The organism is Acidobacteriota bacterium (assembly GCA_020853395.1).
GTDB lineage: Bacteria > Acidobacteriota > Vicinamibacteria > Vicinamibacterales > SCN-69-37 > JADYYY01.
In genome coordinates this window covers 99,851-123,291 of sequence record JADYYY010000011.1, presented here as the reverse complement: position 1 = coordinate 123,291, position 23,441 = coordinate 99,851, and the positions used below count along the sequence as shown (strand labels likewise).

Genomic DNA, 23,441 nt, shown 5'->3' with positions numbered 1-23,441 from the left:
GGGCCGCTGCTGAACACGAATGGGGGCCGATCGCGGCTTCGCCTCGGAACGCTCAATCGATCGACACGGCCACCTTCCGCAGCTCGTCCGCCGTCTGTTCGGGGAGCGTGTCGGCCGTGAAGACGCCGGCGGCGATCTCGCTGCCCGCCAGGTGCTTGAGACGACCCGGCATCCGGTACGGCGGGTAGATCTCGAGGTGAACGTGCGCCTCCGGATGCGGCTCGCCGTCGGTGGGCGCCTGGTGGAACGCCATCACGTAAGGAAACGGCCGGTTCCACAAGCCATCGAACTTCAACAGCACGGTCTTGAGCGCCCGCGCGAGCTCGCGGCGCTCGCCGCGCGTGAGATCCGGCAGCGACGCCGCAGGGCGGCGCGGCGCAATCCAGACTTCGTACGCGTAGCGTGCACACACCGGAACGAACGCGACCGCCTCGTCGCTCACGTAAAGGATCCGGCGGCCGTCGTCGCACTCGCGGCGGATGTGATCGTCGAGCAACCCACGGTGGTGGACCGCATGGAAGCTCCGCTGCTCGGCCAGCTCTCTCGCGGGAACCGGCGGAACGAACGGGTACGCGTAGATCTGCCCGTGCGGGTGGTGCAGCGTCACACCAACCTCGACGCCCTTGTTCTCGAACGGCATCACGTACTGCACGCCCGGCACCGCGCCGAGCGCCGCCGTGCGATCGGCCCACACGTCGACGATGAGCTCGAGGTGCCAGAGCGGCAGCGTGCCGAGCGTCGCGTCGCGGTCCTGCGTGAAGACGACGACTTCACACACGCCGAAGCCCGGCGCGGTCGGTACGATGGTCTCCGGAGGCACGCCTGGATGGCGGGTGAGCGTGGCGAACAGATTCTCGAAGACGGCGACGTCATACGGCCCGGCCGGAAGCTCGGTCGGGTTTCGCGGATCCGTTGTCGGCGCCAGCGGATTGTATTCGGCAGGCGGAAGGAACGTCCGGTTCTGACGATGGGTGGCGTACGCCACCCATTCACCGCGAAGCGGATGCCAGCGCAGGTGCGATCCGCCGCCAGCGCCGGACGGCGCAGGCGCGGGCAGCTCGGGAATCGGATCGCGGCTGTAGAGCCACAGTGCGCGGCCGTCGGGCTTCCGAAGTTCGCGTCGAAACATCGATCGGCACGGTAGGCAGCAAGTCACGATCCACGAGGGAGGCGTGGCCCGCGCGCGCCGAGCGTCGAGGCACGCATGGCAGGCCGTGCCAGCCCTGTGCGTCGGGCGACCGACGTCAGGTTGGCTCGGAGCGTGCTGCTTCTCGCGCCGTGTTGCTCTTGGACTTGCGACGCCGGGCTGCGCTCGTGGACGCGTCGCGGCCGGCACGCTCGACGTCGCGCTCGCACGGGGACCGCGTTCCACGTTCCGCGCCGATTCACGACGCAGCGCTGCGGCTGGCGCGGCGTGTCAGGACACGCGGCGGCCGAGGCGCCTGACCTCGTCGTTCAGGCGCTGCTCGATCCAGCCTGCGGCATCGGTCGCGCGGAAGACGTGCTGCCAAGCCGACGCGCCGCCGCGCGTCCACATCGCGATCACCTGGAGCGACTCCGCGTCCCGCTTGAAGATCCACCAGTACTGTCCGCCGGTGGCGCCCGGCCAGAAGCACTCGCCGTAACCGTCGCGCACCGCATCGTCGAGCGCCCGCAACAGCGAGTCGGCGCCCGCCTGCGACGGGAACACCGCCACGGTCGTCTCCTCGCGACCCTCTGACAGGTGGACGACGAGCGTGTCGGGCGGCTCGATGGTCAGGTGCAGGGTCATCGTCGCGTGCCGGCGCGCCAGCCGCCGCCACTATGGCGCGCAGCGGCTGGGCGCCTTCGCTCTGCCGGCATCCGCGACGCGGGCGCCGAGGGTGGCGTGGCGTGCATCAGCTCGCGGCCGCCAGCCGTTCGACCGACGACTTCAGATCGGCGAGGTCGTTCGACAGCACGTCGCGCACCTTGCCGGCGATCGCCCATTCGACCGGCGCCAGCAGGCCAGGCGGCAGCCCTTCGTTGCGGAGCGCGAACTCCACGCTGACGCGGGTGCCCGTCGGGATCGGCTCGAACGTGAACACCGTATCGATCTTCACGCCGGCCTTCTGATGCGTGATCGTGTAGTGCCGGTTCTTCTCGAACGACGTCACTTCCATCTCCGCGTCGTCGAGCCTGCCGATCACCTCGCGCGATTCGCGCCAGCGCGTGTGCAGACCGAACGGCCCGGGCGTCAACACCTGCACGTTCTTGATGTTCGATACGTGCTCCGGACCACGCTGGATGTCGGTGAAGCGCTGGAACACCACGTCCACCGGCGCGCCGATCTCTTTGGAAACTTTCACGTTCGCCACGACGACGTCCTCCTGGCCTCCGTGCCGGGCTGGGTCGCCGGCCGGACGGCTGACGTCGAGTAAGGCAGGTTGAATGCCATCGGCACGCCGCGCGTCTGCTCACCCGGCGGCCGGCACGGCGGCGCCCGGCCCGACTTCGTCTGGGGAATTGCCGCCGCCGCGCGGGAATATCCCACGCCGGTGGTCCTCGCGGCGGTAGAACCAGGCCTTCTGGAGCTCGGCCGCCACGACGTACAGCATCGTGATCGCGGCGACCGTCAGGACGAGCGGCGCCGGGAGAGGCACGAAGCCGAAGGACGTGCTGTGGGGGAGGTATGGCAGGACGAGCGCCCCGACCATGAGCACCGCGGTGGACAGAAGGAGAAGGCGGCCGGGCCGGCTACGGAAGAACGGGCGCCGCGTCCGCATGACGAGCGCGACGGCGAGCTCGGTCAGCAGCGACTCGAGAAACCAGGTCGTCCGGAACGCCGCCGGCGTGGCCCGGAAGACGAACCACAGCAGCGCGAACGTGAGCGCATCGAAGATCGAGCTGAGGATCCCGAACTCGACCATGAAGCGGCCGATGAAGCGCATGTCCCAGCGCCGCGGCGCGTCGACGAGCTCCGGATCCACGCTGTCGCCGGCGATCCCGATCGCCGGCACGTCCGACAGGAAGTTGTTGAGCAGGATCTGCCCCGCCGTGAGCGGCAGGAACGGCAGCACGAGCGATGCCGCCGCCATGCTGATCATGTTGCCGAGGTTCGCGCTCGTGGTGATGAGCACGTACTTCAGCGTGTTGGCGAACGTGCGCCGGCCTTCCTCGATGCCACGGCGGATCACGTCGAGACCGCGCTCGAGCAGCACGAAGTCGGCGGCCTCGCGCGCGACGTCCACCGCCTGCTCGACCGACAGGCTGGTATCGGCCGCGTGCATGGCGGGCGCATCGTTGACGCCGTCGCCGAGGAACCCGACGACGTGTCCCATCTTCTTCAGCGAAAGGATGATCCGCTCCTTCTGGTTCGGATCCACTTCCACGAAGAGATCCGTGCGTTCGGCCTCGCGCCACAGCGCCTCGTCGTGCAGGTCGTCGAGCTCACGGCCGGTGAGCACGGCGTCGGCCGGCAGGCCGACGAGCGAGGCCACGTGCCGCGCGACCGCGCGGCTGTCGCCCGTGATCACCTTGACCGAGACGCCGAGCGTCTTCAGGTCGGTGAGCGCCTTCGCCACGCCGTCCTTCGGCCGATCCAGGAAAGTGAGGAAGCCCTCGAACACCATGTCCCGCTCGTCGTCCCGCCGATAGGACTCGCGCCGGTCGACGATGCGCGTGGCCACGCCGAGCACGCGGATCCCGCGCGTCGTCCAGTCGTCGCACTGGCGCTGCAATGAGGCGAGCTGCTCGTCGCCGAGCGCCGCGCCGTTTGCGTCACGGACGCACGCCTCGATCACCTGCGCGAAGGCCCCCTTGGTGACGAGCAGCGCCCCGGCGCCCTCGGCAACGATGACGGTCACGCGCTTGCGGACGAAATCGAAGGGCACCTCGCCGAGCTTCTCGAAGCCATCGGAATCGACCCGGTGCGCCGCGGTAATCGCATCGTCCAGCGGGCTGGCGATGCCGGTCTCCAGCGCGGCGTTCATCGCCGCGAGGTGCAGCACGCGATCGGAGGCACGGCCGATGGAATCGTACGCGCCGTCGAGCTGGACCACGCCTTCGGTCAGCGTGCCGGTCTTGTCCGTGCACAGCACGTCCATGCTGCCCAGGTTCTCGATGGCGTTGAGCCGCCGGACGAGCACGCCCTGCGCGGCCATCGTCGCGGCGCCGCGCGACAGGTTGACGCCGAGGATGGCGGGCAGCAACTCGGGGCTCAGCCCGACGGCGAGCGCGACGGCGAAGAGCAACGTCTCGATCGGCGGGCGGCCGGCGACGACGTGCGCGACGAAGACGAGCAGCACCATCACGAGCATCGCGCTCGTCAGCAGGTAGCCGAAGCGCCGGATGCCGCGATCGAACTCCGTGTCGGGAGGGCGGAGCGTCAGCCGGCGGGCGATGGCGCCGAACTCCGTCCGGGCGCCGGTGGCGACCACGAGACAGCGGGCCGTGCCGCTGCGGACGTTCGTGCCGAGGAACACGCAGTTGGTCCGCTCCGCGAGCGCCGTGTGCGCATCGAGCCGGCCGGGCCGCTTGGGCACGGGGAAGCTCTCGCCCGTGAGGACGGCTTCGCTCACGTAGAAGTCCGCCGCCTCGAGGATGACGGCGTCCGCCGGCACGAGGCTCCCGGCGGCGAGCAGGATGACGTCGCCCGGCACGATCTGCTGCGGCAGCAAGGTGACGGGACGACGATCGCGCACCACCGTCGCCTTCACTTGCAGGCGCGATTGCAGCGCCGCGGCCGCGGCGGCGGCGCTGTATTCGCGCGAGTAGCCGATGCCGACCGTGGCGAGCACGATCGTCAGCACGATGCCGGCATCGAACCACTCGCGCGTGACGAGCGAGGCGAGCGCCGCGAACACCAGGAGCAGCAGCAGCGGGCTCGCGCACTGGTGCGCGAGCACGCGGAGGCGGGTGAACGTTCGCCGGATTCGGAGCTCGTTGGGGCCGACCGCCTCGAGGCGATCCGCAGCCTCGGCGGCCGGCAGGCCGGCGTGGCCGGACTGGAAGCGGCCGAAGAGATCGGCGAGATCGAGCGACCAGTACGCCGCGGGACGCGGCCACGCGTCGACAGGCGCGCGCGCCGCGTCCTGCGTCACCTGGACTCTCCGGCTACAGCGCGACGGACTCGAGCCAGGCGACGCTGCGCGGAATGTGGGTCAGCGGGTCGGCACTCTCGTCTTCGAGATAGTAGAAGCGCGTCGCCGCCTTCATCGCGGCGCGCAGCACCGCAGACATGTCGAGCGCGCCGCTCCCGACCGGCACGTCGATGTCGGGCGTGCCCGTGCCGGTGCCGGCCACGACGGGCGTGCCCTTCTTCAAGTCCTTGAGGTGCAGGCTGGTCACCCTCGGGGCGTGCCGGCGGATGAGCGCGGCCGGATCGGCGCCACCGTAGAACGCGTGGAAGACGTCGATCTGGAACTCCACGAGCTTCTGATCGGTGTTGCGCGCCAGCGTGTCGAACAGCGTGCCTTCGTCGGCCGGCACGAACTCGTAACCGTGGCAGTGATAGGCGAAGCGGAGGCCCGACTGGCTGGCCGTTCGCGCGGCCCGCGTGAACAGATCGGCCGCGCGCAGGATCTGCTCGCGCGTGACGGCGTTCTCGTGCGGGATCCACGGGCAGACGACCCACGTTGCGCCCACCGCGCGCGCTTCGTTCAGCGCACCGGTGAGATCGTCGCGCAGCCGTTCGTACCCGAGATGCGCCGACTGGCACCGCAGGCCGGCCGTATCGAGCGCCTGCCGCAGTTCCGCAGCCGTCCTGCCCCACAGGCCAGCGCCCTCGACCTCGCGGAACCCCATGCGGCGGACGTTCGCGAGCGTGCCGGAGAGATCCTTCGGCAGATACGCGCGGAGGCTCCAGAGCTGCAGTCCGACCGGCGCGTTGAGCCGCGTCACGATCTCTTTCGTCTGCCACGCCAGCGCCGGCGTGGTGGCCGCGCCGAGCGCGGCAGCGGCAGTCGTGAGGAACTCGCGTCGGGTCGGCATGGGTACCTCGCCGGGGGAGTGTAGATCGAATGCGGCACGGCGTGCCGCCGGCCCTGGCCCGGCCGCGGATCGGACGCGCGCCAACCCGGGACGAACTCGAGCGACTCAGTCGCGGCGGCCCGTCGAGCGCCGGGCCGTGCCGACGCTAACGATGCCGTCGACACGTCGTTCCGCCCGCGTCGGGATGCCAAGGCTGCACGGGCGCAATGCGGCCGACGTCGCCGGCATGGCTCGGGCACGCCCGAAATCTTGCCTGATTCCGTCACGCGGGTCGCGACCCGCGGCCAGCGAGGCGTCCGGTGGCCCAAGCCCACGCGAAGTTGTGGCCGCCTATCGGGCCGAACGCGTCCAGCACCTCGCCGCAGAAGAACATCCCAGGACAGCGGCGGCTTTCCAGCGTTCGCGGATCCACCTCGTCGAGCGCGACGCCGCCGCCCGTGACTTCCGCTTTGCGATAGCCCTCGTCGCCGGTCCAGGGCAGCTCGTCGCGCACCAGCCTCGCGACGAGCGACGCACGTTGGTCGCGCCGCAGGCTGGCGGCGCGGGCATCGGGCGGCAACCCCGCGGCCGCGACCAGGTGCTCAGCCAAGCGTCGAGGCAGGCGCTCCGCCAGCACGTTGACGACGAAACCGCCGGATCCGACGAGCCGGTCGTGCCAGCCGGCCTCGTCGAGGCCGGTCCATCGGACGCGGATCGACGCGCGGTCGCCGGCCCGCACGCTGCGCACGGCCACGTGAGCCACGTCGAGCACCGCCGGGCCGCTGTAGCCGCGATGCGTGAAGAGGAATCCACCCCGCGTTCGCGCCGACTCGCGAGCCGATGCCGCCTCGATCGCGACCTCCAGCGACACGCCCGCGAGCCGCGCGTGGACCGCTGGATCCGCCACGAGCGGCGTCAGCGCGGGGTACGTCTCGTGGACGACGTGGCCGAGCGCGCCGGCGACGACCAGCCCCGTGCCGGTGCTTCCCGTCGACGGTACCGACAGCCCGCCGGTGGCGACGATCACCCGCCCCGCGTCGATCGAGCCGCGCGTCGTGTCGACGATCCACCCGCGTTCCGCACGGCGCAGGCCCGTGACCTCCGTCTCGAACTGAAGGCGCGCGCCGGACCGTTGCGCGAGCGCCACGAGCCCGTCGCGGACGTCGCTCGCCCGATTCGATGCGGGAAACCACTTTCCCGTTTCGGCGTCGCGCGCGAGCGGAAGCCCGACGTCCTCTTCGAAGAAGGCGCGCTGGCCCTTGATTGGCCACGACCGCAGCAGCCGCTGCACGAGCTGAGGCGGCGAGTCGGTGACGAAACGCTGCGGCTCGAGCGCGTCGGGCAGGACGTTGCAGCGTCCACCGCCGCTGATGAGGATCTTCCTCCCGCCGTCACGGGTGCGCTCGAGCACCAGCACCGGCTGACGGTCGCGCGCGGCGAAGATCGCGGCGACGAGGCCGGCCGCGCCGGCGCCGATCACGACCACGGGCGGCGGCGACGCGTTCGACGTGCTCACGCTGGCGATTGTCGCATCGCCGGCGCCGGGCGAGCGTGCGGTCGTTCAATCGATCGTGCCGCGCACGAGCGTCATCGGCCCGAAGAGCGGCGCGCCGAGACGCCCGGCGTCCACGCCAATGGTGCCGTCGAGCCGATAGCCGATCGGCTCGCGGGCGGCCGCGCGGCGGACGACGGCCGCGAGGTTGGGCAGGTCCGCGAAGCTGATCGCGAACTCGATCGGGATCACCGAATCGCCGCCGGCCGCGAGCGGCAGCCCCAGCGGAAAACCCGTCGTCGCCGCCCGCACGTCGTCGAGGAACAGCGTGCCGCTCAGCGACGACAGCGTGAAGCCGTACGGATTCGGATTGGTGATCCGCGTCCACAGTCGAATGGTCGCGCCGCCGAACACGCTCGATCTCGAGGGCGGCATGAGCCGCACTTCGACCGGCTGATCGCGGGCTTCCTCGATGCGCGGCGGCTGCACGATCGCGCCGAGCGGCCCCAAGGTCGCACATCCGGCGGCAAGCGCGGCGGCCAACAAGAGAAGCCGGAGACGTGTCATGACATCCTCCGCGTGGTCCTGCCGACGTGAGGTGCAAGAACGCCGCCGGTGCGTTTCTGTTGCCGACGCGTCGCGCAGGGCCGGCGCACGGAACGGCTCACGAGGAGCCGGGCCGATCGCGTAGCATGAGGCGAGGAGAGGCCATGACCGACCGCCATGAGCAGCTCGTGCGAGAACTGGCCAAGATGATGCGCGACGGCGCCGACGGCGCGGCGATCCACGGAATCCTGGCTCGCGTAGCTCCCGAAGATCGCGACGACGTGCTCAGGGAGGCGCAACGACAAGCCGGCCTCGAGCACGAGGGCGCGCTCGAAGACGACGTCAGCGACACGCGCGGCCCCGGCCCGGGATTCGACGACGAACCCGAGAAGGTCGATGACAAAGGCGGCGTCATCTCCTGACGCCACGCGAACGCAGACGCAGTGAGCGCGTCCGCGGCAGCGGCAGCGAAGCCCCCCGGATCAAAAGCGAGCGAAGCGAGCCCGCCCGACCGGCGCGGGGATCATGGGGTCTCCGCCAGTGAGCGCGTCGGGGGGCCCGCGGCAGCGAAGCCCCCCGGATCAAAAGCGAGCGAAGCGAGCCCGCCCGACCGGCGCGGGGATCATGGGGCCCCCGCGAGTGAGCGCGTCGGGGGGTCCGCGGGGGCAAAGCCCCCCGGATCAAAAGCGAGCGAAGCGAGCCCGCGACCGGCGCGGGGATCGTGGGGCCCCCGCCAGTGAGCGCGTCGGGGGGCCCGCGGGGGCGAAGCCCCCCGGATCAGAAGCGGCGAAGCGAGCCCGCGCGACCGGCGCGGGGATCGTGGGGCCCCCGCGAGTGAGCGCGTAGGGGGGTCCGCGGGGGCGAAGCCCCCCGGATCCAATTCAGAGAAACCGCGGATCGTCGGCGCTGGGCCCGTAGACGGAGGGGACCGTCCGGCCGAGCAGCCGCAGGTACACGGTCAACTGCCCGCGGTGGTGCGACAGGTGGCTGATCGTGTCGAGGAGCACGATGTGCCGCAGCTCCTCCATGACGATCTGTCCCATGGCGCGCAGCCGCCACGTGGTCGTCATCAGATGGTCGTCGTTCGTGGCCGCCAGCGCGCCGAGCGCCTTCTCGACGAGCGCGTCGTGCGTCGATGCCAGCGCGTCCGTCGGCGTCGGATGGTACTGTCCCTGCCCAGGTGGCGGCGTGAGATCGAGCTCGTCCTGCTCGAGCACGAGGTTGATCCACGACGGCATGGTCGCGACCGTTCCGGCCAGACGGCCGAGCGGCATGGACTTCTCGTGCGGACGCCAGTCGTCGCGTCCGACAGGCACCTGTTCCAACACGCGGCGTGTGCGGGGCGCCTCGCGCTCCACTGCCGCAATCAACAGCTCGGTCATTCGCATGGCGGCTCCTCTCGATCCACAAGCGTATGAAGGACGTCGCGATCGCGCAACGCGCGTCCGTGATCCACGGGGCCGACGCGCGCGGCGAGGCTGCCGCGCGCGCCGTACGGTCGCGGGCATCGCCTCGGGCTGCGGGAACGCGCGGCCATCGCAGCCGGCGCAGACCTGCTAGTCTGAGGCGCTATGGACAGCTTCGCCCAGAGCCCGTTCGCGGCGCTCACCATCATCGGCGCTCCCGCGATTCTGACCAACGCGTCGGCGCTGCTCTGCCTCGTGACCAGCAACCGGCTGGCCCGGATCGTCGATCGCACGCGGGTGCTCGCATCGGAGCTCGGCCGGATCGATCTCGCCAGCAGCATGGCGTCGACGTACGAGCAGCACCTCGGCAAGCTGAAGGTCCGCGCGCAACTGCTCATGCGCGCGCTGCGCCTCTTCACGATGTCGATCGGGTCGTTCGCGGCGGCGGCGCTGATCTCCGTCGTCGGCACGCTCCTGGCGGCGCGCGCGAACGACGTCATCTGGGAGAGCACGGCGGCGCTCAGCCTCGTGTCCGGCACGGCCGGCGTCGCCGGCCTCGTCTTCGGCAGCGGCATCGTCGTGCGCGAGACCCACTTGGCGGTCCAGTTCCTCGAACAGGAGATCGAGTTCCTGCAGGTGCGCGAGCGGCCGCACTGAGACGTCGATCAGCGGCCGGACGGCGCATCGATCCCATCAGCCCACCAAGCCCACCAGTTTCTACCGGCGTTTTCGGCGCATGTCGGCGCGACGCTTCGCCCTGATCGCCTGATCGTAGTCGTACGGAGCGTCGAGGCCGGGCCGATACCGCCAGCGCGGCCCTTCGTGCTCCTCGAGGAAGCGGCGTTCCGCGTCGCGGACCTGGCGGTTGACCTTCATCCAACGCATCAGAATGCCGGCCGCGGCTCCGAGCGCGGCGAGCAGGAAGAGCATGCGTGTCACGTCGGACTCCTCGCTGCGTGCTTGCGAGGCTCGTGCCGATAGGGCGCCTTCCTCAGGCGGTCACGCGTGAGGCCGCCCGGGCTGTGGCAGATTCGGCGATGTGAACGTTGGATACGGCTCGCCGTCAGAATCGTGCACGCCACGAGCGATCCGCTCGGCCGCGTCGCCACGCTGCCGCCGCAGCCGGCGCACGGCGTCTGAAGTCCGCGACACCTTCGTCCACAACGGCCTCGCCACTGGGAGCGACCGAGGGGATGACTTGCAGCAGCGTCTAGGCCGCGAAGCGAACGAAGGGCGCGCCGGCGTCGCGCTCGACGTGGAGGAGCATCGCCGCGTGGCAGCGTCGGCACCTGGCGCTCCGATCGGGCGAGCGCGGACCCGCGTCACACGACCGCGGCGTCGCAAGATCCGACGCCACCGCAACGGCCTGCCGCTCGACGATCAGGCGGTGGACGGTTTCGCGCCACCACGCGTTCGGATGCGACAGCATCTTCACCAGCTCCGAGGCCGACGCGTAGGAAGAACGACGCGCGGATTCGCCGTAGAGGTCGCCGACGGGACACTGCGACCAGCCAGCCGTTCTTCGACCGCGTCGTCGCACGCACGATGGGCCGCGCGTGACGGGACGCGGCGCACGCGGCAGCGATCGCGGCACGACGCCACGCGGCTGTGTCGATCGCCTGCAACCGGGCGCTGGAGATGCCCGCACGGGCGCGTGTAGAGTGTGCGCCATGCGCGCGGCGCGTCTCGTGCTGGTGCTGGCAACGCTCGTGGGGAGCGGATGTCGGGACGCGGTCGTGTACGACGAGCTCGCGTCGCGGATGGATCGCGCGCAGCAGCGCCCCGGGCCGGGCGCGTTCGAATTGATCCCGTCCGGTCCGGCGATTCGGGCGGCGAGTCCCAGCCGGCTGACGTTTCACGCGCGCGTGCGAGACCGGTCCTGGCTGCGGGTCGGCGTCCAGCCCGACGTCGTTGGCGACGACTCGCTCGCCGCGTCGATCGGCATCTCGGACGGGCGCGTGTTCCGCGAGATGACCGTGGTCTCGCTCCACCGCGAGCCCGCGGCCGCCACGCCGCTCTTCGTGGACCTCCGCCAGTACGCCGGCCTCACCGTCGACATCATCTTCAACGTGCGCGGCGGCGCTCCCGGTCGCAGTGCCGCGCTCTGGATCGCGCCCGCCCTGCTCCAGCGATGATCCGCGGCCCGCGAGCGCAGCCGCACGTGCTCCTCACGTCCCTCGTCGTCGCGGCCGCCGGCGTCTGCCTCGTCTACGCACCGCCGAGCGGCGGCTTCCACTACGACGACTATCACTTCGTCCGGCCGCCGATCGGCACCGAGCTCCATCGGATCTGGTTCGGTTCCTGGGACGTGACCGGCGCCGAGCGGGAGTTCTTCCGGCCCCTGACCGCGCTGCTGTTTCTCAGCCGGTTCTGGCTGTTCGGCGTCAACGCCACGCTGATGCACGGGGTCAGCCTCGCCGGACACGTGCTGTGCGCGGTGCTGGTCGCGTGTCTCGTGCATCGCGCCGGCGCATCGCGGCGTGCCGTGGTCATCGCCGCGCTGCTCTACTCGATCTATCCGGCACTTCCGATCTCGCAGACGAGTTGGCTGACCAACCAGATGCATCTCGCCGAGTCCCTGCTGGTGCTCGGCGGGTTGATCCTGTGGCAGGGCGTCGGAGGCCGGCGCCCGTGGCCGCTCGTTCCGATCGCCGTGCTCGCGTGCGCCGCGTTCCTCGTCAAGGAAGACGGCCTGATGTTGCTCGCCGTGATCGCGGTGCTCGCGGCCGCCGGCATCGGCGCGAGCGATCCGCTTCCGCGCGCCGTACGCAGGAGCGTGCCGGCGATCGCCGCAGCGCTCGCCGTGGCATTGGTCTGGCTCAGACAGGATCGACTGCAGGCGCTCGGCGGCTACGGCGTTCCCGATCTCGCGCAGGCCATCGCCAACTTCCAGCGAGGGATCGAGAGCGCCGTCCTGCTCTGGCCGACCCGCCGGCCATGGCAGGCCGTGGCCGCCTGCGGGGCGATCGTCGCGGTGACGACGATCGGCATCGACGCATGGCGCGCGCGTCGACAGACGACGGGCGCGCTGGCGATCGGCATCGCCGCCGCATTCGTGCCCGCGCTCGCATGGCTGTTCCAAGGCCGGCCCGGGTCGTATCCGCTGTTCAGCGCGCAGGCGCTCAGCGGAGCTCTGTGGCTCGCGACGCTGCTCGTCGGCGGCTGGGCCGCACGCCGGCTGAGGGACCGGACGCTCACGAGTCTCTTCGTGCTCGGCCTCACGGTCATCTTGTGCTTCAACCTGCCGTTCGTGCTCGTGACGAAACGGGAGCAGCTCCATCTCATCTCGATTGGCGCCGTGCTCTGGGGCGCCGCCGCACTGGACGCGACGCTGCGACGCCTGGACGCGCGATGGGTGACCGTCGCCGGACTGATCGTCCTCCTCGCCACGCCGCTGACGCTGCTCGCGCGATCGCAGACCAAGACGTTCGCTCCCTGTTCGGAGTCGGTGCGCCTCGGCGACGAGGCTGCGCTCGGCTCGTGGGTGGTCCCGGCAGAGATCAAACAGTACCTGCGCGACAAGACCGAGCAGTGCGCGTCCGGCGCCGCCATCCGGTCGCTGACCGATCTCGATCAGATCTGGTGGGGGACGTTCGACGCGACGGTTCCAGCCGGTGAAGACGCCTATCGCTGGACCGAGGATCGCGCCACGGCGCTCTTTCGGCGAGAGGCGCGACGTGTAACCCTCGAGCTTCGCGCCGTGAGAGCGGTCAGCGTGACGGCCGTCGTGGACGGCGCCGAAACGGTCCTCCCTCTGCAGATCGATGCCTGGACGTCGTTCACGTTCGATCTGACCGCCCGCGGCCCGCTGACGTGGCTGCGTGCCGCGCATCGCCTGGATCTGTTCATCGACGGATGGGTCGTGCCCGCCGACGACGATCCGGCGAGCACCGATCTGCGCCGGCACGGCGTGCAGCTCGGCTCCGTCCGCGTCGAGTGACTCAGGCTGCGCGAGGCAGCGCCTTCCGCGCGGACGGCCACACCGAGAGCGCCGCCACGCCGCAGAGCAAGCCCACGACGGCCAGCACCGACAGCCAGGGCCGGCGTGGATACACGAGCGCCACGCGGATGTCGCCGGATCCCGGCGAGATGAACGCGAGCTGGCCTCCACGCTCGTGGAGCGCGACGGCCGCCGTGCCGGCCCGTGCGGTCCACGCCGGGTAGTAGTTCGTGCGGACGACGACCTCGTCGCCGGCCTGGACGCCGTTGAGCTCCACCGTCGCGCCGTGCAGATCGAGATCGACGAGCCGGCCGGTGCCGTGCGGCACGACGACGGTCCGCAGATCGGGCTCGAGGAACTCGAAGTCGGTCCACCGGTCGTTGTGCCACCGCTCGGCGAAGAGCGGGCTCGCCGCGAGGTACGCGCGCGTGCGCGGCGTCCACACGAGCAGGTGCTTCACACCCCAGCGGCGCATCTCGGCGGTGAATGCTTCGATCGGCGTCCGGTCGATGGCGCGCCCCTGGTAGGTCCCCGCGCCGACGACCTGCCCGCGCCAGATGCTCCAGATCCAGCCGTCGTACATCTGGCTGTAGAACCGCTGGCCCGCCACCCCGGGCAGCATGCTCTCGAAGTGCGACACGAACGGCGTCTTGGGCGAGATGCTCACCGGATCGCTGTCCATGTCGCGATGCGGGCTGACCTCGACGAGCACGAGCGGACCGTCGAGCGACGCCAGTCGATCGATCAAGGCCGGATCGAACTCACGGATCGTGTCGACGTGCGGGATGGGCCGGTACACCGTCTGCGGGTAGATCGCGATCACCGCGGCGAGCGCGGTCGCGAGCGCGCGAGAGCCCGCGGACCTCAGCAGGAAGGCGGCGAGCGCCGGCGCGGCGAGCAACGGGAACATGTGCATGATTCGATCGAAGCCCGCGCCGAACTGGCCCGCGCTCAGCCGCAGCACCCCTTGCGTCAGCAGCGTCGCCCAGGCGAAGAACCCGGCCCGCGAGCGGGGCGAGCCGCAGGCGACGATCAGGATGGGCAGCATCCACACGTTCACGAGGCTGCGGTAGTCGTTGAGCCACCGGTGCGGCAGCGCAAGGATCTCGACGTTGTAGTAGAACTGCCGGAAGACGACCGGCCAGTCGATCGGCGCCCACGGATCGAACGCCACGTTGTTGAGGCTCACGTACTGTGGGTACCGCAGCGACTCCCAGTGCAGCGGCAGCGCGGCCGTCGCCGCGGCGGCGGCGGCCGCGATGAGGCGGAGGAGCGCCGCGCGATCACGGAAGTAGATCGCCTCGAGCGTGAGGTAGAGGCACGCGTACGCGAAGAAGCCGATGTGCGAGTACAGCCCGCCGGCGAGGCCGAGGATCATCACCGGTCCGCCCCAGCGGCGGCCGAGTCGTGCCGCGCGGCTGCCGACGAGCGCCAGCCCCGCCGAGAAGACGCCGGCCATCGAGTTGACGTCGCCGCTCTGCAGGAGCGTCCCCGAGTAGGCCGAGGCCGCGACGCACGCGATCCCGAATGCAAGCAGCGCGAGGCGTCGATCCTCGCGCGACAGGTCCCACCAGACGTAGAGCGGCAGGCTGAACAGCCAGATCACCTGCAGCAGATGGAACGCCACGCGAGCGCCGACGATCTGCATGGGCAGGAACAGGTGCGCGCCGAAGTTCTGCCCGAGATCCGCGGAGGTGGGGTATCCGCCGAGGAACGACCAGTTCCACCCCGCGGCCGTGCCCCGCTGCATCAGCTCGACGCCGATGACGGCTTCCTGGAACAAGACCGTCCAATCGTCGGCGAACGGGACGAGCCCCCAGGACGCGATCGGCAGCCGCGAGAAGAACATCACGCACAGGCTGGTGAACCCAACGACCGCGAAGACGCCAGGCAGCGGCCAGCGCCCCACGACCGGCGATCCCACGCGCGCCCGTTGCCGAATCGCGAGGATGGTCGCGGCGACGAGCGCCGCCGCGTACCATGGCCGCCGCCAGCCGTGCAGCGAGCCTTCGATGTACGCCCACTTCGACGTGAAGAGAAAGTTGCCCCAGGCCAGCAGGAGCGCAATCGCCAGCGCCGCGCGCGGTGCCCAACCGGGCAGGCGAAGGCGGCTCGTCGTCGCATCAGCCATCGCGCTGGATTGTAGTCTTCGCGCGCGTCTCGGGCGACGGTCGCGACATCCGGCAGACGTGCGATCGACGCGCTACGGTTCCAGCCCGGGAATACCCGGCGGCCGCGTGACCTTCGAGGCATCGTCCGGCGTGCACGGGCCGTCGCGCCGGTAGAGCGACTGCACGGGACGCGTGAAGCGACGGTACTCGACGAACGGCGGCGGCGGCGCCGGCTGCTTGGTGCCGGCCAACACGTAGTTCGCCGCCGCGAACAGCCGCGCTTCGTCCTCCGGGCGGGTCAGCTCGTAGATCGGGACGTCTCGGCCGAGCCCCGCCGTTCCGGGCGTGTGCCACCAGCGGACGCCGACGAGCGCCACGCCGCACGCGTGCGGGTCGCGTCCGATCGCTTCGAACGCCAAAACGTGATTCACGTCGCGGGTGACATACGGCCGGTAGTGATCGCCGAGGCTGAAGGCGAGCATGGCGATCAGCCATCCGCCGACGATCACGGGAAGCCGGCGAGCGACGCCGGCCCGATTCGCGACCCACCCGCCGGCGCCCAACCCCATGAGCAGCACCAGCAACGGCACCGCCGGCAGCATGAACCGGTATTCCTTGTGGCCGATGGCGTGGAACGGCAGGAGCACCGCGATCGCCACGAGCAGGAGCACCGGCGCGACGCGAGCGCCGCGCCAGACCAACCAGACCATCACGGGCAGCGCACCGCCGTAGTTGAGCACCGCCTCCTTCGCGAAGAACGTCACGGGCTCGCGCGCGAAGAACGCCGACGCGCGGTACCGAAGCTCCATCAGCAGGTAGCCGATCTGGCCCTGAAACGGCCGGCCCCACCAGCTCCACTCGATGACGCCGACGATGGCGGCGCCCACGACGAGGCCGAGCCCGAACGCAGGGCGCCGTGGTCCTCGCGCCGCGAGCGCGAGAGCGACCGTCGCAACGCCGATGGCCGGCGCGATCTGGATGCGCAGCCCGAGCGCCAACGCGAGGGCCATCCCGGCACAGAACACCTCGCGCCGGCTCGCGGACGGCCGCCCGAGGTAGAGCGCCGCAACGAGCGGGTAGCTGCTCACGGCGTCTGCCGTCGCCTTGGGCGCGAAGTACACCAGCTCGAACCAGGTGCCCATCATCATGGCCGCCAGCACCGCCGCGGGAACGCCGAAGAGCCGGCGGGTCCACGCGAACGCGACCCACACCGGCAGCAAGCTCAGCAGGCAGAACATCGTGGCCTGCAGCACCCGGTGCGTCGTCGCGGATCCGGGCAGGCGGTAGATCGGGCGAAGCAGGGTCGGCAGGATGGCGGTGCGCGACGCGGTGCGGAATTCCCACGGCACGATCCCGTAGCCATGCACCGCCTCGCTGGCGACTTCGCCGGCCTGGTAGATCTCGTCGGCGTGATGGATGCCTGGCCACGACAGCGCGAACGCCAGCCGGATCGCGAGGCAGGCGGCGAGCACGGCCACGAGCGCCCGTCTGCCGTCTCCGCCCGGCACGGGCGCCGATGCGATCGCCCCCCACAGCTTCCGGACCGCGATCATCGGCCCCGCCTCGGCGAGATCGGCAGCCACGCCAGGCGGCCGGATGACCCGCTATCGCTGAGCGCGCGCTCGTCGTGCACGCTGGGATGGTACAGCCACGCGCGCTCCTCGCCCGCGCGGTTCGTCGAGCGCCCGGCGGGCCGTCTTGCACGCCGAAGCGCGCGCCCGCCATAGAATCTCCTCACCCGCGCCCTCATGCCCGACATCGAACAATCACTGCGCCGGCTCACGCTCGCGCCGTACATCGTGAAGGCGATGGCCCTCATCGGCGTACGCCGCCGCGGCGGCAGCAACATGTTCCGCCATCAGCTCAGCACGATGGCGATTCTGCTCGACTACAAGATCCTCGACCCCGTGCTGCTCAAGGCGGCCGTCATCCACGACCTGTTCGAGGACGCACCCAACATGCCGGGGGTCACGCGCGAAGACATCGAGCGGCTCGATGCCGACGGCCCCGAGGTCTACGCGCTCGTCATGGAGGTCACGATCCGCACGGCCGACGGCGTGCGGGAGTCCAAGGCCGAGTACCTCACGAGGGTGATGGAGCGCGGCAGCCCGCGCGCCCGCGTGCTCAAGCTGGCCGATCGCATCAGCAACCTCACCGCGCTCGGGTTCGTGCACGACGTGGCGTTCGTCCGGAAGTACCTCCACGAGACGCGGATCTACGTGCTGCCGCACGCGCACGCGGTGAACCCCGACATGTTCCGCGAGCTGTCGGATCTCGTCCGGAACCGCGAGGAGGCCGTCTCCGGACGGGCCTAGCTCCACGGCGCCCCGGACGTGCTAGGATTTCGCCTCCCCCAGTCGCTCATGTGATCCGCTTCCTTCAGGAGGCCTGCCATGCGTGACGACGCCATCGCGGCATTCGAGAAGAGTCTGCGTGGAAGACTGATTCGCCCGGCCGATCCGGACTACGACGGCGCGCGCGCCGTGTACAACGCCATGATCGATCGGCGCCCGGCGCTCATCGCGAGGGCCGCGAACGTCGCCGACGTCATCGCGTCGGTGAACCTCGCGCGCGAGGAGGGGCTGCTGCTCGCCATCCGGGGCGGAGGGCACAACGGCCCGGGATTCGGCACGTGCGACGGCGGCCTCGTGATCGATCTGTCGATGCTGAAAGGCGTCCGCGTCGATCCGCAGAGCCGGACCGTGCGGGTCGACGCCGGCTGCACGTCGGGCGAGGTGGATCATGCGACGCACGCCTTCGGCCTCGCCGTGCCGTTCGGCATCGTCTCGAGCACCGGCGTGGCCGGCCTCACGCTCGGCGGCGGCACCGGCTACCTCACGCGGAAGCACGGCCTGACGATCGACAACCTGCTCGAAGCGGACGTCGTGCTCGCCGACGGCTCGTTCGTCACGGCCAGCGCCACGCAGCACCCGGACCTGTTCTGGGCGCTTCGCGGCGGCGGCGGCAACTTCGGCGTCGTCACGAGCTTTCTGTTCCAGGCCCATCCGGTGAGCACCGTGTACGGCGGTCCGATCTTCTGGGACGCCGCCGATGCACGCGCCGTGATGCGAGCCTATCGCGAGTTCCTGCCTGGAGCGCCCGAGGAGCTGGGCGTGTTCATCGGCTTGAAGACCGTGCCGCCGACCGATCCGTTTCCCAAGCCCCACTGGGGCAAGCGGGCCTGCGCGGTCATCGGCGCGTTCAACGGCACGCCGGCGGCCGGCGCGCGGGCGATGGAGCCGTTGCTCGACAGCGTGCCGGCGCCGCTGTTCAACTGGATGGGCCCGACGCCGTTCCCGGCGATGCAGTCGCTCTTCGACGGCTTCTTCCCGAAAGGGCTGCAGTGGTACTGGAAAGGCGACTTCGTCGCGTCGCTGCCCGACGAGGCGATCGACGTGCACATCGCGCAGGCCGCTCGCGCGCCGAGCGACTTCTCGCTGATGCACCTCTACCCGATCGACGGCGCCGTGCGTCGCGTCGCGAAGGACGCGACGGCGTGGCACGAGCGGCAGGCGACGTGGTCGATGGTGATCGCCGGGATCGACGCCGATCCCGGAAAGGCTGACCGCCTGCGGACCTGGGGGCGCGAGTACTGGAAGGCCGTCCACCCGTTCAACCGGGGCGGCGGGTACGTCAACTTCATGATGGACGACGAGTCGGCGGATCGGCTCGAGGCGACCTTCGGCGAGAACTACGTCCGGCTGGCCGCCGTGAAAGCCGTGTACGACCCGCACAACCTGTTTCGCGTGAACCAGAACATCACGCCGGCGCCGGCGAGCCAGAAAACGGCGTCCCGGCGTGCCGACACGCGCCGCGGCGACGCCGCGGCGGCGCCACCGCCCGAATAGCGCGGGGATTCGCCGCCCGCGACCGCTGCCGCCCGGCCTGCTCGACGTGCTGATGGCCGGATAGGTCGACGGCCGGCGCGGCGCGGTTGCGCTGGCGGCCGCCGGCGCCTGGCTGGCGGATTGGTAGATCGGTCCGGCCGGGGGGGGAGGTAGATAGGTAGACTGGGTGGGATGCGCCAACTCCCTCGGGTCCTGCCGATGCGGCCTGCGGCTGCCCGCGAGCCGTTCGACCATCCCGGCTGGGTGTTCGAGCCGAAGCTCGACGGCGTTCGCGCCATCGCGTACGTCGCGCACGGCGTGTGCGAGTTGGTTTCGCGCGAGGGCCGCGTCCTGCGCCGTTGGCCGGACCTCACGGCGGCGGTGGCCGGCCTGCCGGTCGACGACGCCATCCTCGACGGCGAGATCGCCTGCTTCGGAACGGATGGCCGCACCGACTTGAAGGCGCTGCTGCTCGGTCGTGACACGCCAGGCTTCGCGGCGTTCGACTTGATCTGGCTCGACGGCGAGGACTGGCGCCCGTATCCGCTGACCGAACGGAAGACGCGGCTCGCTGCGCTGCTGCAGCGCAGCGCCATTCGCTACGTGGATCACGTCCGAGGCTACGGCGTGGACTTCCATCGTGCCGCCTGCCGGCACGACCTGGAGGGCATCGTCGGGAAGTGGGCCGATGCCCGCTATGAGCCGGACGGCCGCGTGACGACCTGGGTGACGATCGGGAATCCGCAGTACACCGGGATGCCCGACCGCACGGCGTTCGTGGAGCGGAGCCTCAGCGGCCGTCCGAAGCCGGCGCGGGCCACGCTGCAGATCGAACCGCGGTCGATCGGCATTCCCCGCAAGCACGCCGTCAGCTTCGGCGGCTGAAGCCGAGATCCGGACAGCGCGAACGTCAGGCGGTCGAGCGTTGCGAACGCCGGCAGTCGATCGCAGCGCGCGTCGCCGACGATCACCGGCTCCCTCCGCGAGCTTCGATCGGTCGAAGCGACTTTCGGCTCACGACGGTCTTCGCATGGTGTCGCTCACCCAACCCAGCGGCGGCGCGTTCCGGTACTCGCGAAGCGGTGCGCCGCGTCCTGCGTGACGATCTCGCGGACACGTTCGAGAGCGTCGCGCCAGGTCGCTTGCGCAAACCGCGCTGCGTGGACGAGCGGGCGCGACGAGATCAGCGGCGGCGTGCAGCGTCGGTCGCTGAGTCACGCTGTTCGGCGGCGCGTGCGCCCGACGTCGGAACGGGAAGCCACCTCGGGACCCGCTCGCAGTACTCTTCATACGTCGAGCCGAAGCGCCGCCGCAGCTCAGGTTCCTCGACTCGAACCACGGCGACGTGAAAGTAGGCGAGCAGGAGCAGCGGCACGCCCACGTCCACGGCACGCAACGGGGCACAGAGCAAGCCCACGCCCAGCAACAGCACGATGCCTGCCAGGTAGATCGGATGCCTGATGTACCGAAATGGCCCATCCGTGACGGGCCTGCTCGCTCCGCGACGTTCGCCCCGCGCGAGCGCCGCGCTACCCCAGAAATGGAGAACCAAGCCGGCGAGGACGATGCCTCCGCCCAGCCAACCGATGGCATCCGTGCGCACCGTGACGACAGTCGCCCCGTCGGGCTTCTGGAGATACGCCCAGCCCGCGGCGGCTCCCAGCCAAATCACGGAGCGAAGCGCGGTGTTGATCCAGGACTGTGGGCTCACGCTATTCCCCACCGGCGAGAACGCGTCTCGTCGCCTGATTTTACGGCCTGTTTCGAGGGTGAGAGGCAACTCCTTCCCACCCCAGACGATTACGGCGTGTCACGCCGCGGCCGCTCAGGCTGCATCCGTCGTGTCCGCAGACGTTCTACACAGGCTTGGGGCGCGAACGGGAACTCGAAAACACGACCTTCAGGTCTATCGCGCGCACGAACAGGCCAAGGACCGTCTCATCGACATGAGCCGCGCGCCGCAGCGACACGAGCACGGGACAGCCGGTGCGTCGGCTCCATTTGGATGTTAGGCCTCGGAGTTCCCAAGCCCCGACCAACGGCGAACTGCGGCCTCGACAGTACTGAGTTGCTGCGAATTCAAGCTGCCGAGTGCTCGCAGCGATTTCGCATGCGGAATCGTGACGAGGTCCTGCACGTCGAACACGCCCGCCTTCAGGAACCCACGGACACGGCAGCCTCGAACTGAGTACCGCGCGCACTCGTCGTGTGGGGGACGAGCGTAGCGAGCGCCCGGTCCGCGTCGATGGCCTCAACGCTGATCACCAGAGCCGGCCGAACCTCGGCCGCCATGCCCAGATCGACGAGCCACACTTCACCCCGCCGCGGTCCCTTCACCGACCGTGCTCACGTGCGTCGAGATCTCGAAAGAGCCGATCCGCAGCCGCAGTCAGGTCCTCATCGGTCGGAAGATCGTGTGGCTCAGACCGGGCGCGGCGAAGCAGTTCCGCGAGCACTTCCTCGCGCTCCGCCGCCGGCAACGCCTCGAACCGATGGACCAACTCCTTCACAGCCTGAGTCATGACTTGAGGCTACTCCAAGACGATCTCGAATCACGCCTGCTGTTGTTTCCGAGGCCCAACTACTTGTTGTGGAGTAGACCGGCCACGCCTCCGGGCGTCCATTCACGAGGGCCGTCCTCGAGCAGGTGTGTCGCGAACGAGTGCCGGAACCTGTGTGGGCCGACACGCTTCGTGATGCTCGCCTTTCGTGCCGCATGGGACATTCACACCATCGGCATTCCTGGCCAGACAACCAAGGACAAGGACAACCGGCGCATTCCCTTCGATCCGAACGGCCGCCTCCGCGGCCGTCCTGAGTCGACGCGGAACACTTGGACCGAAACGCCACGAGACGAAGCGTGCGAAGCCTGGCGCCCGCGTCGATCGCACGAAGCTCCACGAGATCGATCTGCATGGGCACGATCGTCGGCACGAAGGCGCCTGCCCGTGGCCGACGGCGTCGATATCCGCGTCATCCAGTTGATGCTCCGACACGCCAGCGTTCAGCAGACACAGCGGCATCTGGACGTGACCGACGAGGAGCTGCGCAATGACCCGGAGGTCAACTGGAAGCGACGGACGCTCGAGGCGGTCGCGGGAGGTCAGAATGCGTGACGAAGTGTCACACCAGTGTCACACCTACATACGAACACTGGCGCGCCCGGCAGGACTCGAACCTGCGACCCCCGGCTTAGAAGGCCGGTGCTCTATCCGGCTGAGCTACGGGCGCACGGCGCCATTGTACGGGACGCCGTCGTGCCCCCATGCGACGTGGCGTCGCCCGCCCGCATGCGACGTGGCGTCGCCCGCCGACATGCGACGTGGCGCCGCCCGCTCCCATGCGACGTGCCGTTGCCCGCGCGCCACGGCGAGACGTGACCGCCGTCCGCGCGCCATACGGCGAAACGCGGCGTCGCCCAGTCCTCGCGCTCGGTGCTGCAGGTGAATCAGCGTCGCTGGCGGATGCGGCTGTGGGCGTCCGCGGCGAGCACCCGCGCCATCACGCTCGACACGACGGCGTCGCATCGCGCATGGCCGAACGTGAACGCGCTCGTCGCCGCGTCGCCCACGCGATCGGCGAGGGCCTCACGCAACTGGTGCCGTGCGCGAGAAAACCTCGTCCGCACCACCTCTTCGCTCACGCCGAGCACCTCGGCGGTCTCGGCCGTGTCGAGCCCTTGCACCTGCCGGAGCACGAACACTTCCCGGTAGCCATCGCCGAGCGCGTCCACGGCCGCCTCGATCAGCCGGCGCAGCTCGACGCTGAACGCATGTCGTTCGGGATCGGGCGTCGAGGTGACGGGCATGATCGTCCCCGCGGAGTCGTCGTCGAGCGACGTGTAGCGGCCGCGACGGCGCACGCGCGCGAGCGCGTCGTACACGGCGATCTTCGTGAGCCAGGTCGAGAACTTCGCGCGGCCGTCGAACTGCGCGAGGTGCGTGTAGGCGTTGACGTAGGCGGCCTGCATCACGTCCTCGGCCTCGCGCTCGTCGCGAAGAATGGCGCGCGCCGCGCGGTACACCTGCTCGTTGTGCCGGCGCATCAGCACTTCGAACAGCGCGACGTCGCCGCCGATCACCCTGGCGACGACGTCCTCGTCGGAGAGCGGGGTCGACGGATCGGAGAGGACGGCAGGCGCAGGCATCTCGGGCTCCTTCCCTACAGAGTCGGCACGAGGCAAAGCGTGAC

At 70.2% G+C, this 23,441-nt stretch carries 21 protein-coding genes, 1 tRNA gene and 2 pseudogenes; 8 read left to right on the top strand and 16 right to left on the bottom strand.

Annotation, left to right across the window (positions count from 1 at the left end; genetic code table 11):
• Positions 1–52: 52 nt before the first annotated feature.
• The 7 genes from galT to IT184_11825 all read right to left on the bottom strand — a co-directional run bounded on the left by galT (position 53) and on the right by IT184_11825 (position 7,987).
• Complete coding sequence (gene galT / locus IT184_11855) at positions 53–1,129, bottom strand: galactose-1-phosphate uridylyltransferase (protein MCC7009499.1); 1,077 nt, start codon at positions 1,127–1,129, stop codon at positions 53–55.
• 288 nt (positions 1,130–1,417) lie between these two features.
• On the bottom strand, positions 1,418–1,771 hold the full coding sequence (locus IT184_11850; GenBank protein MCC7009498.1) for a hypothetical protein: 354 nt from the start codon (positions 1,769–1,771) through the stop codon (positions 1,418–1,420).
• Between the two features lie 106 nt (positions 1,772–1,877).
• A complete protein-coding gene (locus tag IT184_11845; protein MCC7009497.1) occupies positions 1,878–2,327 on the bottom strand; it encodes an SRPBCC family protein in 450 nt (149 codons plus the stop codon).
• Between the two features lie 108 nt (positions 2,328–2,435).
• A complete protein-coding gene (gene mgtA / locus IT184_11840) occupies positions 2,436–5,060 on the bottom strand; it encodes a magnesium-translocating P-type ATPase (protein ID MCC7009496.1) in 2,625 nt (874 codons plus the stop codon).
• 13 nt (positions 5,061–5,073) lie between these two features.
• Positions 5,074–5,949, bottom strand: a complete 876-nt coding sequence (locus IT184_11835; GenBank protein ID MCC7009495.1) for a sugar phosphate isomerase/epimerase — start codon at positions 5,947–5,949, stop codon at positions 5,074–5,076.
• A gap of 262 nt (positions 5,950–6,211) precedes the next feature.
• A complete protein-coding gene (locus tag IT184_11830) occupies positions 6,212–7,414 on the bottom strand; it encodes an aminoacetone oxidase family FAD-binding enzyme (GenBank protein MCC7009494.1) in 1,203 nt (400 codons plus the stop codon).
• A gap of 75 nt (positions 7,415–7,489) precedes the next feature.
• On the bottom strand, positions 7,490–7,987 hold the full coding sequence (locus IT184_11825; GenBank protein MCC7009493.1) for an LEA type 2 family protein: 498 nt from the start codon (positions 7,985–7,987) through the stop codon (positions 7,490–7,492).
• Between the two features lie 143 nt (positions 7,988–8,130).
• Between IT184_11825 and IT184_11820 the strand changes: the two genes are divergently transcribed.
• Complete coding sequence (locus IT184_11820; GenBank protein ID MCC7009492.1) at positions 8,131–8,388, top strand: hypothetical protein; 258 nt, start codon at positions 8,131–8,133, stop codon at positions 8,386–8,388.
• A gap of 459 nt (positions 8,389–8,847) precedes the next feature.
• Here IT184_11820 and IT184_11815 read toward each other — a convergent pair whose 3' ends face one another.
• Entirely contained in the window at positions 8,848–9,354 is a 507-nt protein-coding gene (locus IT184_11815; GenBank protein ID MCC7009491.1) for a damage-inducible protein DinB, read from the bottom strand.
• Positions 9,355–9,537: 183 nt separating this feature from the next.
• Between IT184_11815 and IT184_11810 the strand changes: the two genes are divergently transcribed.
• Positions 9,538–10,029, top strand: a complete 492-nt coding sequence (locus IT184_11810; protein MCC7009490.1) for a DUF2721 domain-containing protein — start codon at positions 9,538–9,540, stop codon at positions 10,027–10,029.
• Between the two features lie 60 nt (positions 10,030–10,089).
• Here IT184_11810 and IT184_11805 read toward each other — a convergent pair whose 3' ends face one another.
• Entirely contained in the window at positions 10,090–10,311 is a 222-nt protein-coding gene (locus tag IT184_11805; GenBank protein MCC7009489.1) for a hypothetical protein, read from the bottom strand.
• Between the two features lie 731 nt (positions 10,312–11,042).
• On the opposite strand from IT184_11805, the gene IT184_11800 reads away from it, so the two are divergent.
• The gene (locus tag IT184_11800) at positions 11,043–11,507 is read left to right on the top strand and encodes a hypothetical protein (GenBank protein MCC7009488.1); all 465 of its coding nucleotides are present in this window, start codon (positions 11,043–11,045) and stop codon (positions 11,505–11,507) included.
• The gene (locus IT184_11795) at positions 11,504–13,312 is read left to right on the top strand and encodes a hypothetical protein (GenBank protein MCC7009487.1); all 1,809 of its coding nucleotides are present in this window, start codon (positions 11,504–11,506) and stop codon (positions 13,310–13,312) included. Before IT184_11800 ends, IT184_11795 begins: the two co-directional genes overlap by 4 nt.
• Position 13,313: 1 nt before the next feature.
• Here the strand turns inward: IT184_11795 and IT184_11790 are convergent, their stop codons facing one another.
• On the bottom strand, positions 13,314–15,443 hold the full coding sequence (locus tag IT184_11790; protein ID MCC7009486.1) for a hypothetical protein: 2,130 nt from the start codon (positions 15,441–15,443) through the stop codon (positions 13,314–13,316).
• 72 nt (positions 15,444–15,515) lie between these two features.
• Positions 15,516–16,976, bottom strand: coding sequence for a hypothetical protein (locus IT184_11785; GenBank protein MCC7009485.1), 1,461 nt, complete (start codon positions 16,974–16,976; stop codon positions 15,516–15,518).
• A gap of 195 nt (positions 16,977–17,171) precedes the next feature.
• On the opposite strand from IT184_11785, the gene IT184_11780 reads away from it, so the two are divergent.
• The 3 genes from IT184_11780 (at position 17,172) to IT184_11770 (ending at position 20,135) form a co-directional block, all read left to right on the top strand.
• A complete protein-coding gene (locus IT184_11780) occupies positions 17,172–17,738 on the top strand; it encodes a bifunctional (p)ppGpp synthetase/guanosine-3',5'-bis(diphosphate) 3'-pyrophosphohydrolase (GenBank protein ID MCC7009484.1) in 567 nt (188 codons plus the stop codon).
• Positions 17,739–17,816: 78 nt separating this feature from the next.
• Positions 17,817–19,271: an FAD-binding oxidoreductase gene (locus tag IT184_11775; GenBank protein ID MCC7009483.1), complete on the top strand. Its 1,455-nt coding sequence runs from the start codon at positions 17,817–17,819 to the stop codon at positions 19,269–19,271.
• A gap of 171 nt (positions 19,272–19,442) precedes the next feature.
• The gene (locus IT184_11770; protein ID MCC7009482.1) at positions 19,443–20,135 is read left to right on the top strand and encodes a hypothetical protein; all 693 of its coding nucleotides are present in this window, start codon (positions 19,443–19,445) and stop codon (positions 20,133–20,135) included.
• A gap of 298 nt (positions 20,136–20,433) precedes the next feature.
• Here IT184_11770 and IT184_11765 read toward each other — a convergent pair whose 3' ends face one another.
• The 3 genes and pseudogenes from IT184_11765 to IT184_11755 form a co-directional block, all read right to left on the bottom strand.
• Positions 20,434–20,961 carry an isoprenylcysteine carboxylmethyltransferase family protein gene (locus tag IT184_11765; GenBank protein MCC7009481.1) on the bottom strand — a complete coding sequence of 176 codons (528 nt, stop codon included), beginning with the start codon at positions 20,959–20,961 and terminating at the stop codon, positions 20,434–20,436.
• Between the two features lie 297 nt (positions 20,962–21,258).
• A pseudogene (locus IT184_11760) lies at positions 21,259–21,587 on the bottom strand (type II toxin-antitoxin system PemK/MazF family toxin).
• Between the two features lie 244 nt (positions 21,588–21,831).
• Positions 21,832–21,966 (bottom strand): annotated as a pseudogene (locus tag IT184_11755) (tyrosine-type recombinase/integrase).
• 232 nt (positions 21,967–22,198) lie between these two features.
• On the opposite strand from IT184_11755, the gene IT184_11750 reads away from it, so the two are divergent.
• Positions 22,199–22,366: a hypothetical protein gene (locus tag IT184_11750; GenBank protein MCC7009480.1), complete on the top strand. Its 168-nt coding sequence runs from the start codon at positions 22,199–22,201 to the stop codon at positions 22,364–22,366.
• Positions 22,367–22,404: 38 nt separating this feature from the next.
• Here IT184_11750 and IT184_11745 read toward each other — a convergent pair.
• Together IT184_11745 and IT184_11740 are read right to left on the bottom strand one after the other, a co-directional pair.
• Positions 22,405–22,481 (bottom strand) — tRNA-Arg (locus IT184_11745).
• A gap of 217 nt (positions 22,482–22,698) precedes the next feature.
• A complete protein-coding gene (locus IT184_11740) occupies positions 22,699–23,397 on the bottom strand; it encodes an RNA polymerase sigma factor (protein ID MCC7009479.1) in 699 nt (232 codons plus the stop codon).
• Positions 23,398–23,441: the final 44 nt, after the last annotated feature.